Source organism: Kineococcus rhizosphaerae, assembly GCF_003002055.1.
Taxonomy (GTDB): domain Bacteria; phylum Actinomycetota; class Actinomycetes; order Actinomycetales; family Kineococcaceae; genus Kineococcus; species Kineococcus rhizosphaerae.
On the sequence record NZ_PVZF01000006.1, the window covers coordinates 1 to 13,349 of the forward strand.

The window sequence follows — 13,349 nt, forward strand, 5'->3', positions numbered from 1 at the left end:
CGCCGCCCCAGCCGAAGATGATGGTCGGGGCCTGGCCGGCGCCGATGGCCGTCTTGATCTTGGCCTTGTAGGCGTCGTTCTGGAACGAGCTCGTCTTGATCTGCTGGTCGTCGTGCGCCTTGTTCCAGTCGTCGACGGCGGTCTGGCGGATGCCCTCCTTGGGCTGACCCGACAGGATCCAGTCGGTGGCGGTGTCGCCCGAGCTCGATCCCGCGGGGCCGGAGTCGCCGCACGACGCCAGCGCGGTCGCGACCAGCGGGGTGGCGGTGGCCAGGGCCAGGAAGGACCGACGCGAAGCGCGGTTGTGATCCACAGTGATCTCCGTTGTGCCGAGCCGCTTCCCTGCGGCTGTCGCTTGCACGACCCCGGGTGGGACCGCGCCGAACGTGATCGAAAAGGTTTCGACCGCGTCGTCTGCGCCGACCATAGGTTGCTCGTCGCCTTTCGGTCAAGCTTGCAGAAAGATCGCCCGGCGAACGGCCCCAAAGCTTGCGGGAGAGCACGATCGGGTCACGATCACGACTCGAAAGTTTTCGAGAAGACCTAGCGGCGAGGACGTCGCAGGCCGTACAGTCGCAGCACGTGAGTCGAGGAGGACCCGTGCTGGACAGTCCACGCGCGCACCACAAGACGACCCTGGCGACCATCGCCGCGAGCGCCGGGGTCTCGATCGCGACCGTCTCCAAGGTCGTCAACGGCCGCGAGGACGTGTCGCCCGAGACCCGCGCCCTCGTCGAGGAGCTGCTCGTCGCCCATGACTACTCACCGCCCTCGGCCCGCCGGCCCAACACGGTCTCCGCGACGGTCGAGTTCCTCATCGACGGTGACTTCTCCTCCTACGCCACGACCGTCGTCGACGGGGTCGTCGACGCCGCGCGCGAGGCCGGGGCGGCCGTCGTCGTGGGCCTGCTGCGCGAGCAGCGCGCGGGCCGCTACCCCGGGCCGCCGCGGTCCTGGGCCCGTTCGCTGGCCCAGGCCGGGCGCACGGGCGTCATCGTCGTGACGGGTGAGCTGACGGGCGCGCACGTGGACGCGCTCGCGGCCGTGAACCTGCCGCTGGTGGTCATCGACCCGCTCAACCTGCCCCGCCGCGAGGTGGCGAGCGTCGGGTCCACGAACTTCACCGGCGGCATGAGCGCCACCAACCACCTGCTGGCGCAGGGCCACCGCAACATCGCCTGGGTGGGCGGACCGCCCGGGTCGCAGTGCAACCAGGCCCGGCTGCACGGCTACCGGGCCGCCATGGAGTCGGCGGGGCTGGCCCCGGACCCGCTCCACATCCTCAACGAGGACTTCCGCTACGACGCCGGACGGCGCCTGGGGCACCGGCTGCTCGCGGGCCCCGACCGCCCGACGGCCGTCGTGGGCGGCTGCGACTCGATCGCCCTGGGCATCATGGAGGCCGCCCGGACCCTGGGTCTGCGGGTGCCCGACGACCTGTCGGTGACGGGCTTCGACGACACCGAGCTGGCGCCGATGGCCGCTCCCCCGCTGACGACGGTGCGCCAGCCGCTGCGCGACATGGGCCGGGTGGCGCTGCGGACCGTGCTGCGGATGGCGAGCGGTGAGCAACTGGACTCCCACCACGTCGAGCTCGCCACCGAACTCGTCGTGCGGGGTTCCACGGCACCCCTGCGCTAGGTAGCGTCGGCCCGTGCGCATGCTGATCGTCACCGCGTTCACCTCCCTCGACGGCGTGGTGGAGGGCCCCGGCGGGGAGCCGGGCTACCGCAACTCCGGCTGGACGTTCCGGGACGTGGCGTTCGACCCCGCGGCCTACGAGATCAAGGGCCGGGAGCAGGAGGAGACGACGGCCCTGCTGCTGGGGCGCACCAGCTACGAGGCCTTCGCCCCCGTCTGGCCGACCATGGACGACTTCGCCGGGTACAACGCGATGCCCCGGTACGTGGTCTCCACGACGCTGGCGGCCCAGGACGACCGGTGGCCGGCGACGATCCTGCGCTCCCTCGACGAGGTCGCGGCGCTGAAGGAGACCGACGGCGGCCCGATCGCGGTGCACGGCAGCGCGACCCTGGCCCGGTCGCTGGCCGACGCCGGTCTCGTGGACCGCTACCACCTGCTCGTCTTCCCCCTGCTCCTCGGTGCCGGGAAGCGGCTGTGGAGCGAGACCGACAAGGACACCCAGAAGCTGTCGGTGCGGGAGTCGCAGACCTACGCCAACGGGATCGTCAAGCTCGTCTACGACGTCGTGCACTGAGACGGCGCCGTGCGCCGGGGCGGCGCCGCTCCTCAGTCGCGCACGACGCCCAGCACCGCCAGGAAGGCCTCGACGTCGGCACCGGACGCGCGCGTGGTCAGCCGCACCCGGCGACCGTCCAGCTGCAGGTCCAGGACGTACCCGCCGAAGCGCGCCCGGCGCGCCACCGCGCGGCGCACCTCGCCGCGCGCGACGGAGGCGACCGCCGGCCCACCGAGCAGCTGGGGCTGGGACAGCCACAGCTCGGTGGCCGAGACCGCGAGCGCTCCCGACGCCCCGAACGTCCCGCCGGTGAGCGGCAGGGAGGCCAGCACGCTCTGCCCGGCGCGGGTCACCGCACCGAGCAGCGCGTCCTCGGCCCCGCTCACCGGGCGGTCCCGTCCGTGAGCCCGGCGGCGAGCGCCCGGCGCAGGTCCGGACGGACGAGCACGTCGACGGCACGCACGAACCCCTCGACGGATCCCGCCCCCAGCGGCAGCGCCCGGACGGCGGGGTCGGTGACGGGGGCGAGCACGTCCTCGGCGAGGTGCTCGACGACGCCGCGGAACGGCCGGTCGTGGAAGGGGCCCGTCGCCCGCGCAGGTCCGCCGAGGACGTCGCGCTGGTGGGCCAGCAGGTCCTCCAGGGCCGCGCACAGCGCGTCCTCGCGCTCGCGCCAGTCCTGCGCCCGCAGCGCCCGGGACAACGCCGGCAGCACCCGCCCGCCGGGAGCGGCCGCAGCCGCCGTCCCGAGCCACTTGGCGTACGGGGCCCAGGTCCGGTCGAGCAGCAGCCCCAGGCGCACCGCCACCTCGCCCAGACGGGCGGCGATCACGCGGGACCCCAGGTCGTCCCCGCGCGAGCCGGTGCGCCCGACGAAGGGCAGTTCCTGCTCGAGCTGCTTCCAGGCGCTGGCCACCAGGTAGCGCCAGACGTCGTCGGGGTACCAGGTCAGCCTGCGCCGCAGCTCCTCCCACCGGCCCTCGTCGTCGGCGAACACGGGGCCGGCGCGCAGTTCCAGCACCGCCTGCCCCGTGAACGACAGCCAGTCGGCCACCGACCAGGGGTCCTGCGGCCCGACGCCGAGGCGGGCGCGGACGAAGTCCTCGACGGTCGCCACCTCGACGCGGTGACGGGCCGAGCCGTCCCAGGTGGTGGGGAACCGGACGGGGTGCCCGGCGAACTCCGCGGGCAGCGCGTCCTGGAGGAACCGCGCGACGGGCGGCCCGGCGGGGACCAGCAGGGTCGTGCGCAGTCCCCAGTCGTGGTCGGCGGAGACGTCGTCGTCGTGGCCCAGGACGTCGGACCCGCCGCCGAAGCGGCCGGCCACGAGGGGCACGTCGCCGAACTCGCCCCGCACGAGGGGTTCGACGACCTCGTGGTGGAAGCGGCGGGCCAGGTCGGCGCCGTTCACCCGGGGGGTGACCAGGCCCGTGACCAGGCCCGTGACGCGGCCCGTCACGAGGTGCGCCGCAGCAGGACGAGCGTCGTGTCGTCGCCCTCGGCACCGGGGACGACGGTCATGAGGCGGTCCACGTAGGACGCCAGGTCGTCCCCGGCGGGGCCGTCCGCGGCGGCGGCGCGCAGCCGCTCGATCGTCTCGTCGAGCGCCACGCCGCGGCGTTCGACGAGCCCGTCGCTGTACAGCAGCACGGCACCGCCCGGCGGGACCTCGACGTCGACGTCCGTGGCCCGTCCGGTGCCGACCCCGAGCAGGGGCCGCGGGGGGACGCGCAGGACCTCGCAGGTGCCGCCGGCGACGAGCAGCGGCGGCGGGTGCCCCGCGCTGGCGAACCGCGCCGTCCCCCGGTCGGGGTCGAGCACGACGATGACGGCCGTGGCCATGTGGTCGCTGAACAGCGTGCCGACGAGGTTGTCGAGCCGGTCGAGGCAGTGGCCCGGGCTGTGCCCCTCGAGCAGGTAGGCCCGCAGCGCCGTCCGCAGCTGAGCCATCGCGGCGGCCGCGTGGACCCCGTGCCCGGCGACGTCGCCCACGACGACCGCGACGCGGCCGTCGGGCAGGTCGAGGGCGTCCCACCAGTCCCCGCCGAGCTGGGACCCCTCGGCGGGGCGGTAGCGGGCCAGGACCTGCAGCCGGTCGAACTCAGGCGCCTCGTCGAGGACGACGGCGCGCTGCAGGGACTCGGCGATGGCGATCTGGTCGCGGGCGCGGCCCAGGACGATGGAGGTGAGCTGGTTGCGCAGCCGTTCGGCGGTGTCGGCGGTCCAGCGCTCCCACGGCAGGCTGCGGCCCCGGACGGTCTCGCGCCACTTCTCGAAGCTCTTGCGGGGGCTGAGCCGGACGTCGGGGCCCTCGGCGGCGGCGAGCTCCTTGTTGTGCGGGTCACCGCCCCAGTCGACGACCTCCTCCTGCTCCGGGCGCACCCACAGCAGCCACCGGTCCGCACCCAGCCCCACCCGCAGGGCCCCGGCGGCCTCGTGTTCGACCTCGGACAGGCTGGGCAGGAGCGAGGCCAGGTGGTCGGTGAACGTCGGCGCCCCGTCCGAGCGCGCGAGCATGGTCGCGACGCGTTGCAGCGCAGCGCGGTGCGGGACCCGCCCGACGGTCAGGACGCGGTCGCCGTCGAACAGCGCGGCCCCGCCGGCGCCGACCAGGTCCAGGAGCCGCTCGTCGGCCACGAGGCTGCTGAGGGGGTCGCGCCCGGAGCTGGACACGTCCGCCACGAGCGCGGCGAGCAGCTCCTGGGAGCGCAGGGCGTCCTCGCGGTCGTCGGAACGCTGCCGGCCCGCGATGAGCTGGGAGGCGGTCTGGCCGAGGAACTCCGCGGCCGAGCGGGCGTCGTAGGACGGCCGGTGCGGGCCGGAGTAGTGGTGGCAGGCGACGAGCCCCCACAGCTGCCCGTCCTGCACCAGGGAGATCGACATGGACGCCGTGACGCCCATGTTCCGCAGGTACTCCACGTGGATCGGGGACACGCTGCGCAGGACCGAGAAGGACAGGTCCAGCGGGGCGCCCGTCACCGGGTCCAGGACGGGGTGCAACCGGGACGGGACGTAGGAGACGTCGGCGATGAGCCGCGTCCAGTTCACGGTGTACAGGCGCCGGGCCTGGGCGGGGATGTCGCTGGCCGGGTAGTGCAGGCCGAGGAAGGCGTTGAGGTCCTCGCGGCGGTCCTCGGCGACGACCTCCCCGTTCCACTGGGCGTCGAACCGGTACACCATGACGCGGTCGAAGCCCGTGAGGCGGCGGACCTCGTGCGCCAGCCGGCGGCACAGCTCGTCCATCGTCGACGTCTCGGACAGCCGGGACACCGCGGCGCGCGCCGACCGGTAGGACACCGCGGAGACGCCCGTGGAGGAACCGACGGGTTCGACCTCGACGACGAGCCGGTCCCCGGACAGGTGCAGCACGACGTCGACGTCGGTGGCCGCCCCCGAGAGCAGGTCCAACCGGGCCCGCAGGGGTTCGGACAGCACCTCGGAGGCCTCGACGTCGAACACGTCGAGGGCGAGCTGGTCGCCCAGGACCTCACCCAGCGGCCGGCCGAGGAGTTCGCCGGCGGGCCGGCCCAGGAACGCGGCGGTCGTCTCGGAGGCGACGACCACCGTGCGGGTGCTCCGGTCGACGGCGAGCAGGAACCCGTGCGGCTGGATCGCGCCCGGCACGTGGATGGGTTCGCGGTCGCAGTTGGTGAGGTCGACCTCGCCGTAGGCCGGGACGTAGGGGCTGACCTCAGTCACGGGCCGGCCCCGCCGCCTGCAGCTCCAGGGGGGCCAGCCAGGTCCGGTAGGCGGAGAACGTGGCGAGCGCGGCGGCGACCAGGGCCGGCACGGCGTCGGGACCGGCGGCCTCGACGGCGGCCGTCGTGTCCCGCCAGCGCCGTCCCGCGCCCTCGCGCCCGGTCAGGGACGTCGTGGCCGTGGCCGGGACCCCGGCCGCGACGACGGCCTCGGCGATGAGCCGGCCGCCGAGCGTCGAGCCGTCGAGGACGTAGCAGACGCCCAGGGCCGTGGCCCGGTCGGGGACGGCCGGGGTGCCGGGGCACTCGGTCAGGGCGTCGAGCTCGGCCGCGGGGACCCCCAGGGCCCGCAGGTCGGCGAGCGCGAGGTCGGCGCGGGCCCGGGCCCGGACGTCGAGAGCGCCGGGGTCCTGCGCGGCCCAGCCGGCGAGGGCTCGTTCCAGGGGCGCGAACAGCCCCCACGTGAGCTCGAGCCACCGGCGGTGCCGGGTGAGGTCCCACGGGCGGTCCAGGACGCCGAGGGAGGAGTCGAGGTCGTGGTGGGCCTGCGTGGTCGCGGCCCGCAACCGGGCCAGGGTGCCCTCGGGGTCACGGCGTCGCACGGGCACGTCGGACAACGTTCCTCCTCCACGGCCCCGCGCAGCGCGGAGCACCGTTCGACGGTAGTCGCACACCGCACGTGGTCCAACACGCTCGGGTTGCCGGGGTCCGCTGCCGGTGGTCCACTTCTAGAAACCACCCGTGGTCGAGCCACGAGCCGCGGAGCCCGAGTCGGTGAGGTGCCTCATGACCATGATGCCGCTCAGTCAACCGCTCGCCGAGCAGGCGCCCGGACGCTCCGACCTCACGGTCGACGTGCGGGACCGTCCGCTGCAGGCCCTGCACGAGGCCTACGAGGAGCGGTGGCGGCTGGTCGCCGCCGCCAGCGTCGAGCATCCCGCCGACGACGAGCTGACCCGCAGCGCCCTGGAGATCAACGACCTGGAGCGGCAGTGCCGACCCCTGCCGCGCGTGCCGCGCCGGGTGGGACCGGACCCGTCGACGTTCCTCGGCTGAGAGGGTTCGGCACGCACCGCCGCGCGTCGCCTGGCACCCTCGGACGAGGACGACCGAGCGGAGGAGGGTGCGGTGGAGGCGGAGGCGCGGGCCGACGTGCGGGCGGACGAGGTCGCGGCGGCGGTCGCCGACGTCGCCGCGGTGCTGGCCGAGCGGGGTGAGCCCCTGGACCTGGCCCACCGGCTGGTGCACCACACGGCGCACCTGCTCTCGGCCAGCGCGGTCGGGTTGCTCGTCGAGGACTCCTCGGGGCGGCTCGAGCTCCTCGCGGCCAGCTCCAGCGAAGCGCTCGTGGTGGAGCTCTTCCAGCTGCAGGACGACGAGGGCCCGTGCCTGGACTGCTACCGCACCGGGGCGCCCACGGCGGAGACGACGGCCGCCGACATGGCCCAGCGGTGGCCGCGGTTCGCGGCCAAGGCCCGCGAGCAGGGGATCGTCGCGGTGCACACCGTCCCGGTGCAGGTCCAGGGGCGCACGATCGGCGCCCTGAACCTCTTCCGCGACCACGAGGGGCCGTTCTCGACGGTGGAGACGGACGTCGCCCACGCCATGGCCTCGTTCGGGGGCATCGGGATCGGGCAGCTGATCGCCTCCGCCGAGGGTGAGCGGTTGCGCGACCAGCTCCAGGAGGCCCTGGACAGCCGCGTCGTGCTGGAGCAGGCGAAGGGCGTCCTGGCGGAGCGGCACCGGATCGGGCCCGAGGAGGCGTTCGGGCAGTTGAGGATGCAGGCGCGCGGTCAGCGGCGCCGGCTGCGGGACGTGGCGGCGGACGTCGTGGCCGACCTCGACCGCGTCCGCGCGGGGCAGGCGTAGGCCCGCCCCGCGGGTCAACGGGACGACCTCACCGCCGGGTCCAGTTCTGCTGGACCAGCCGGTCGACCTCGGACGTGCCGGGGTCGGGACGCTGCAGGTCGCCCAGCAGCGCCGAGGCGAGGTCGAACAGCTTCACGTTGTGCGTCTGCGACACCTCCGACAGCTGCCGGAAGGCGGTGTCCTCGTCGCAGCGGGTGAGCGCCATGATCGCGCCCTTGGCCATGTCGATCACCGGGCGGCGGGTCAGCGCCGTCCGCAGCTGGGTCACCTCGGCCAGCAGCGCCTCGCCGTCCTCGTGCTGGCCCTCGCGCGCGCCGTCCAGTCGGCGCGAACCGTCGTGCATCCTCGTTGCGTCCTCCGGGTGGAGCCGACCCCCCGCCGGTCGGCGGGAGGCGGTTCGCACAGCGAGGTCTGGGCAGAGCGAAACCTGCGGGAGATCTTACGACAGACGAGCTCGCGGCGGGCCAGGGCCGACGGGCCGGACCGATGAGCAGGACCGGCCCGGCACCGCACCGGGACGTCACGAGGAATTAACCGGGACGCACCCCGCACCGCCGTCGACCCGTGTGTCGTCCAGTTATCTTCTGAGCACTCCCTGTGCCTGCTCGGAAGGACCACCATGCTCCGCCGAATCCCCGCGACACGCCTGACCGGCAGCTGCCTCGCCCTCGGCGTCGCCGGCGCCGCGCTCACCGCGCTCGGCCTGCCGACGGCCTCCGCCGCCGCACCGACCCCCACGACCGCGCCGTTCGTCTCCGAGGTCCACTACGACAACGCCGGCACCGACACCGGGGAGTTCGTCGAGGTCCAGGTCCCTGCGGGCACCAGCTCGGCCGGGCTGTCCGTCGTGCTCTACAACGGCGGCAACGGCGCCGTGTACGACACCGACGCCCTTCCGGTGGTCACCGCGCCGGCCGACGCCCCCGCGGTGGTCGTCGTCGACTACCCCGTCAACGGCGTCCAGAACGGCTCCCCGGACGGCGTCGCCCTCGTGCGCGGCGCCGACGTGGTCGAGTTCCTCTCCTACGAGGGCACCTTCACCGCGGCGGGCGGCCCCGCCGCCGGCACCACGAGCACGGACGTCGGCGTCTCGGAGACGGGCACCGAGCCGGCGGGGCAGTCGCTGGCGCGCACCGTCGCCGCCGACGGCACCTCCACCTGGTCCGGGCCGGCGACCGCCACCCGCGGCTCCGTCAACCCCGCCACGACCGCTCCCCCTCCCCCCGGGCCTGTCCGCAGCGTCGAGATCGGCGCGGTCCAGGGCACCGGCGCGACGACCCCGCTGGACGGTCAGCAGGTCAGCGTCACCGGCGTCGTCGTCGGCGACACCCCGGGGCTGTCCGGGTTCTCCCTGCAGGACCGCGACGGCGACGGCGACCCCGCCACCTCCGACGGCGTCTTCGTGGTCAGCACCGCCGCCGTGGACCTGGGCGACACCGTCACCGTGACCGGCGAGGCGCAGGAGTTCGGCGGCCAGACGCAGGTCCGCGCCTCCGGGGTCACGGTCGTCGCCGACGGCTCGGCGGCGGACCTGCCCGCGCCCGCGGCGCTGGACCTGCCCGCCGACGACGCCACCCGCGAGCGCCTGGAGGGGATGCTCGTCGCCCCCGCCGACCGCCTCACCGTCAGCGAGGTGTTCGACCTGACCAGCTTCGGCGAGCTGACCCTGTCCGAGGGTGGGCTGCTGGTGCAGCCGACCGAGCTGGCCCGTCCCGGCGCCGGTGCCGCTGCGGTCGCGGCGGAGAACACCCGGCGCAGCATCGTCCTGGACGACGCCGTCAGCTCCCGCGTCTCGGTGGGCACGCGCCCGTACCTGAGCCCGGCCACGCCGGTGCGCGTGGGTGACGAGCTGGACTTCACCGAACCGCTGGTGCTCGGCTTCGGCTTCGACGCGTGGCGGCTGCAGCCGGCCGACGGCAGCGCCGACGGCGTGTTCGCCGCCCAGGACACCCGTCCCGCGGCGCCGGGCCCGGTGGGCGGGGACGTGCGGGTCGGGGCGTTCAACGTCCTGAACTACTTCCTCACCTTCGACCAGACCGTCGGGCGCGGGGCGAAGGACCAGGGCGAGCTCGACCGGCAGGCCGGCAAGATCGTGCCCGCGATCGGTGCGTTGGGCGCCGACGTGGTCACCCTCATGGAGATCGAGGACACCGACTCCACGGGCCTGACCCCGGGGAACGCGAACACCGCCCTGGCCGACCTGGTGGGCCGGCTGAACACCGCCGCCGGGTTCGAGGAGTGGGCGTACGTGCCGATGCCGGCGGAGCTGTACGCCGTGGACCGCGACGTCATCCGCAACGCGATCGTCTACAAGCGGGGCGTCGTGCAGCCGGTGGGCGCCCCCGTCGGCCTGGTCGACGAGAGCGTGTGGTTCAACGCCCGCGAGCCGATCGCGCAGACGTTCGTCGCGGACGGCGACCGGTTCACGGTGGTGGCCGACCACTTCAAGTCCAAGGGCGGCGCCGGGACCGGCGACAACCGCGACCAGGGCCAGGGTTCCTTCACCGGTGACCGCGTCCGCCAGGCGCAGTCGCTGGCCGGTTTCGTCGCCGCTCTGCGCACCAGCACCGGTGACCCCGATGTGGTGGCTCTCGGCGACTTCAACGCCTACACGCAGGAGGACCCGATCGAGGTCCTGCGGACCCGCGCGGGACTGGTGGACCTCGGTGCGCGCTTCGACGCGGGCCGCTACAGCTACGTCTTCGACGCGCTCTCCGGTTCCCTGGACCACGCGCTCGCCAGCCCGGAACTGACCGCGAAGGTCACCGGCGCCACGCACTGGAACATCAACTCCGTGGAGTCCTCCGCCTACCAGTACACCGGGGACGAGGCGCTGTACGCACCGGACCCGTACCGCTCCAGCGACCACGACCCGGTCGTGTTCGGCATCGACCTCGACGAGCGCTGCCAGGGGCTGGTGCCCACGATCCGCGGCACTGCGGGCGACGACGTTCTCACCGGCACGAACGGCCGGGACGTCGTCGCGGGGCTGGGCGGGAACGACGTGATCTCCGGCGGCAACGGCGACGACGTGATCTGCGGCGGGGCCGGGGACGACGTCGTCTCCGGCGGCAACGGCGACGACGTCCTCGTCGGCGGGTTCGGCCAGGACCGCCTGCGCGGCGACAACGGCGACGACGTGCTGATCGGCGGACCGGGCACCGACGTCCTGGACCAGGGCCGAGGCAGCGGCCGCCACGAGCAGGACGGCGCCGAGTCCTGATCCTGCGGGGACCGACCCCCACCCTCTGACCCCCTGCTGCACCCCTACCCCGAGGAGCCGTTGTGAAGACCCCCTCCCTGCGCCGGCTGGCCCTGGTCGGCGTGACCACCCTGGTGGCCGGTGCCCTGAGCGCCGCCGCCCACCCCGACGCCACCGGCACGAACACCGCGTCCGGCCACGGACGCCCGGGCGGGCCGCCGCCGGTGCAGGTCCAGCTGCTGGCCCTGAACGACTTCCACGGCAACCTCGAGGCCCCCGCCGGGTCCGGCGGGCGCATCCAGACCGGTGTCGCCCCCGACGGCAGCGCCGTCACCGTCGACGCCGGCGGCGTGGAGTTCCTGGCCACCCAGTTGCGTCAGCTCGCCGCGCAGCAGAAGAAGCAGAACACCATCACCGTCGCCGCCGGCGACCTCATCGGCGCCTCCCCCCTGCTGTCCGCCGCCTTCCACGACGAACCCACCGTCGAGGCCCTCGGCCTGGCCGGCCTCGACTACGCCAGCGTCGGCAACCACGAGTTCGACGAGGGTGCCGACGAACTGCTGCGCATCCAGAACGGCGGCTGCCACCCCGTCGACGGCTGCGCCGACGGGACCCCCTACGCCGGAGCGGACTTCCAGTACCTGTCCGCCAACGCCTTCGTCACCGCCACCGGGCAGCCGCTGCTGGCCCCGTACGCCGTGCGCAAGGTGCAGGGCGTGGAGGTCGGCTTCATCGGCATGACCCTGGAGGGGACCGGCGACATCGTCAGCCAGCAGGGGGTCGCCGGCCTCGACTTCGCCGACGAGATCGCCACCGCGAACCGGTACGCCGGTGAGCTGCAGGCCCGGGGGGTGGAGTCCATCGTGGTGCTGCTGCACCAGGGCGGGCAGCAGACCGGTCCCGACGCCTGGGACGTCGACGGCTGCCACGGCCTGACCGGACCGGTCGTGGACATCGCCGAGGGCATGAGCGACGCCATCGACGTCGTGGTCAGCGGCCACACCCACCAGGCCTACAACTGCGAGATCGACGGCAAGCTGGTCACCAGCGCCAGTTCCGCCGGGCGCCTGGTCACCGACATCGACCTGTCGATCGACCGCCGCAGCGGCGACGTCACCTCGGCCACGGCCGACAACGTCGTCGTCACCCGCGACGTGGCGAAGGACCCGGCCCAGACCGCGCTGATCGACCGCTACCGCACGGCGCTGGGCCCCATCGCCACCGCCCAGGTCGGCACCGCCGCCCAGGACCTCACCCGCACCCAGGAGCAGTTGTTCCCCACCGGCACCTCCTCCACCGGCGCGCCCCTGTTCGCCCTGGGCGAGTCGACGCTGGGGGACGTGATCGCCGACGCGCAGCTGGCCGCCACCGACGACGAGCAGGGCGCGGTCGCCGCCCTGATGAACCCCGGCGGGGTCCGGGCCGACCTGTCGGCCGGGCCGGTGACCTACGAGGAGGCGTTCACCGTCCAGCCGTTCGCCAACAACCTCGTCACCCTGGACGTCACCGGCGCCCAGCTGCAGTGCCTGCTCGAGCAGCAGTTCCAGGTCGGGCGCACCCTCTACCCCTCCTCCACCCTCACGTACACCGTGGACACCACCGGGACCACCGCGGCCACCGGGGCCGACCCCTGCACCGGCAGCCGCGTGATCGACGACACCGTCGCCATCGCCGGGCAGCCGGTCACGGACACGGCGACCTACCGCATCACCGTCAACAACTTCCTCGCCGGCGGGGGCGACGGTTTCAGCGTCCTGACCGAAGGGAGCGGCGCGGTCACCGGCCCCATCGACCTGGACGCCTTCACCGCCTACCTCGGCGCGAACTCCCCCGTCACGGCTCCCGCCCTGGAGCGCATCAGCACCCGCAGCTGACCCGAGGAGTTCCCAGCCCCCTGCCCCCGGCGCCGACGAGCGGTCTCGACCGCACGGTGCCGGGGGCAGCGGCGTCCGTCCCACCGCGACGTCGCGGTCCGGCTCCGCGACGGACGTGGACCAGAACCCCTCGCGGCGACGACTCGACTCAGCCGAGTCCCGGACTCAGCCGGTCCCGAACCCCACCGGCGGGTGCCCTCAGATGCTGCGGTCGGTCGTGCGACGGACCGTGCTGCCCGTCACGGGGTCGACGCTGGCGGTGCTGGTGATGGACCGGCCGCGGGGCCGGAACAAGGCGAACTCGAGCACGATCCCGAGCGCGCCGACCACCATGAGGATCACCCCCACGGTCGACAGGTCGATGCCGGACACCGAGACGGTGACGGCGAAGGTGAGGACCGCCCCCACGGCGAGCAAGAAGATGCTGGTTCCCAAGCGCATGCCTCAAGACTGAGCACGGCCCGCCGGGTCGGCGCGGCGAGGACGGCGGAACCACCCGTTCGCCG

At 74.2% G+C, this 13,349-nt stretch carries 12 protein-coding genes and 1 pseudogene; 6 read left to right on the forward strand and 7 right to left on the reverse strand.

Translation table 11 applies throughout. The features are described 5' to 3' along the window. Window positions 1–313 (reverse strand): annotated as a pseudogene (locus CLV37_RS12490) (sugar ABC transporter substrate-binding protein); the annotation flags it as partial. A 287-nt stretch (window positions 314–600) separates the two neighbouring features. Between CLV37_RS12490 and CLV37_RS12495 the strand changes: the two are divergent. Both CLV37_RS12495 and CLV37_RS12500 read left to right on the forward strand, forming a co-directional pair. After that, window positions 601–1,641: a LacI family DNA-binding transcriptional regulator gene (locus tag CLV37_RS12495; RefSeq protein WP_106210808.1), complete on the forward strand. Its 1,041-nt coding sequence runs from the start codon at window positions 601–603 to the stop codon at window positions 1,639–1,641. A 13-nt stretch (window positions 1,642–1,654) separates the two neighbouring features. After that, window positions 1,655–2,218: a dihydrofolate reductase family protein gene (locus CLV37_RS12500; protein WP_106210810.1), complete on the forward strand. Its 564-nt coding sequence runs from the start codon at window positions 1,655–1,657 to the stop codon at window positions 2,216–2,218. Window positions 2,219–2,250: 32 nt separating this feature from the next. Here CLV37_RS12500 and CLV37_RS12505 read toward each other — a convergent pair whose 3' ends face one another. The 4 genes from CLV37_RS12505 to CLV37_RS12520 are packed head-to-tail and all read right to left on the reverse strand — an operon-like array spanning window position 2,251 to window position 6,515. Then, complete coding sequence (locus CLV37_RS12505) at window positions 2,251–2,586, reverse strand: hypothetical protein (protein WP_106210812.1); 336 nt, start codon at window positions 2,584–2,586, stop codon at window positions 2,251–2,253. Further along, window positions 2,583–3,659, reverse strand: a complete 1,077-nt coding sequence (locus tag CLV37_RS12510) for a DUF4037 domain-containing protein (RefSeq protein ID WP_211298601.1) — start codon at window positions 3,657–3,659, stop codon at window positions 2,583–2,585. The genes CLV37_RS12505 and CLV37_RS12510 overlap by 4 nt, the downstream gene beginning before the upstream one ends. Continuing rightward, a complete protein-coding gene (locus CLV37_RS12515; protein WP_106210814.1) occupies window positions 3,656–5,899 on the reverse strand; it encodes a SpoIIE family protein phosphatase in 2,244 nt (747 codons plus the stop codon). The genes CLV37_RS12510 and CLV37_RS12515 overlap by 4 nt, the downstream gene beginning before the upstream one ends. Further along, window positions 5,892–6,515, reverse strand: coding sequence for a biliverdin-producing heme oxygenase (locus CLV37_RS12520; RefSeq protein WP_106210816.1), 624 nt, complete (start codon window positions 6,513–6,515; stop codon window positions 5,892–5,894). The genes CLV37_RS12515 and CLV37_RS12520 overlap by 8 nt, the downstream gene beginning before the upstream one ends. Before the next feature lie 169 nt (window positions 6,516–6,684). On the opposite strand from CLV37_RS12520, the gene CLV37_RS12525 reads away from it, so the two are divergent. Together CLV37_RS12525 and CLV37_RS12530 are read left to right on the forward strand one after the other, a co-directional pair. Further along, a complete protein-coding gene (locus CLV37_RS12525) occupies window positions 6,685–6,954 on the forward strand; it encodes a hypothetical protein (protein ID WP_106210818.1) in 270 nt (89 codons plus the stop codon). 72 nt (window positions 6,955–7,026) lie between these two features. Further along, entirely contained in the window at window positions 7,027–7,767 is a 741-nt protein-coding gene (locus CLV37_RS12530) for a GAF and ANTAR domain-containing protein (protein WP_106210820.1), read from the forward strand. A 28-nt stretch (window positions 7,768–7,795) separates the two neighbouring features. On the opposite strand, the gene CLV37_RS12535 is transcribed toward CLV37_RS12530, so the two are convergent. Continuing rightward, on the reverse strand, window positions 7,796–8,110 hold the full coding sequence (locus CLV37_RS12535; RefSeq protein ID WP_106210822.1) for an ANTAR domain-containing protein: 315 nt from the start codon (window positions 8,108–8,110) through the stop codon (window positions 7,796–7,798). Between the two features lie 276 nt (window positions 8,111–8,386). On the opposite strand from CLV37_RS12535, the gene CLV37_RS12540 reads away from it, so the two are divergent. Together CLV37_RS12540 and CLV37_RS12545 are read left to right on the forward strand one after the other, a co-directional pair. Continuing rightward, window positions 8,387–10,990 carry an ExeM/NucH family extracellular endonuclease gene (locus tag CLV37_RS12540; RefSeq protein WP_106210824.1) on the forward strand — a complete coding sequence of 868 codons (2,604 nt, stop codon included), beginning with the start codon at window positions 8,387–8,389 and terminating at the stop codon, window positions 10,988–10,990. A gap of 62 nt (window positions 10,991–11,052) precedes the next feature. Continuing rightward, on the forward strand, window positions 11,053–12,843 hold the full coding sequence (locus CLV37_RS12545) for a bifunctional metallophosphatase/5'-nucleotidase (RefSeq protein WP_106210826.1): 1,791 nt from the start codon (window positions 11,053–11,055) through the stop codon (window positions 12,841–12,843). A gap of 198 nt (window positions 12,844–13,041) precedes the next feature. Here the strand turns inward: CLV37_RS12545 and CLV37_RS12550 are convergent, their stop codons facing one another. Further along, window positions 13,042–13,284: a DUF6458 family protein gene (locus CLV37_RS12550; protein ID WP_106210828.1), complete on the reverse strand. Its 243-nt coding sequence runs from the start codon at window positions 13,282–13,284 to the stop codon at window positions 13,042–13,044. Window positions 13,285–13,349 lie beyond the last annotated feature (65 nt).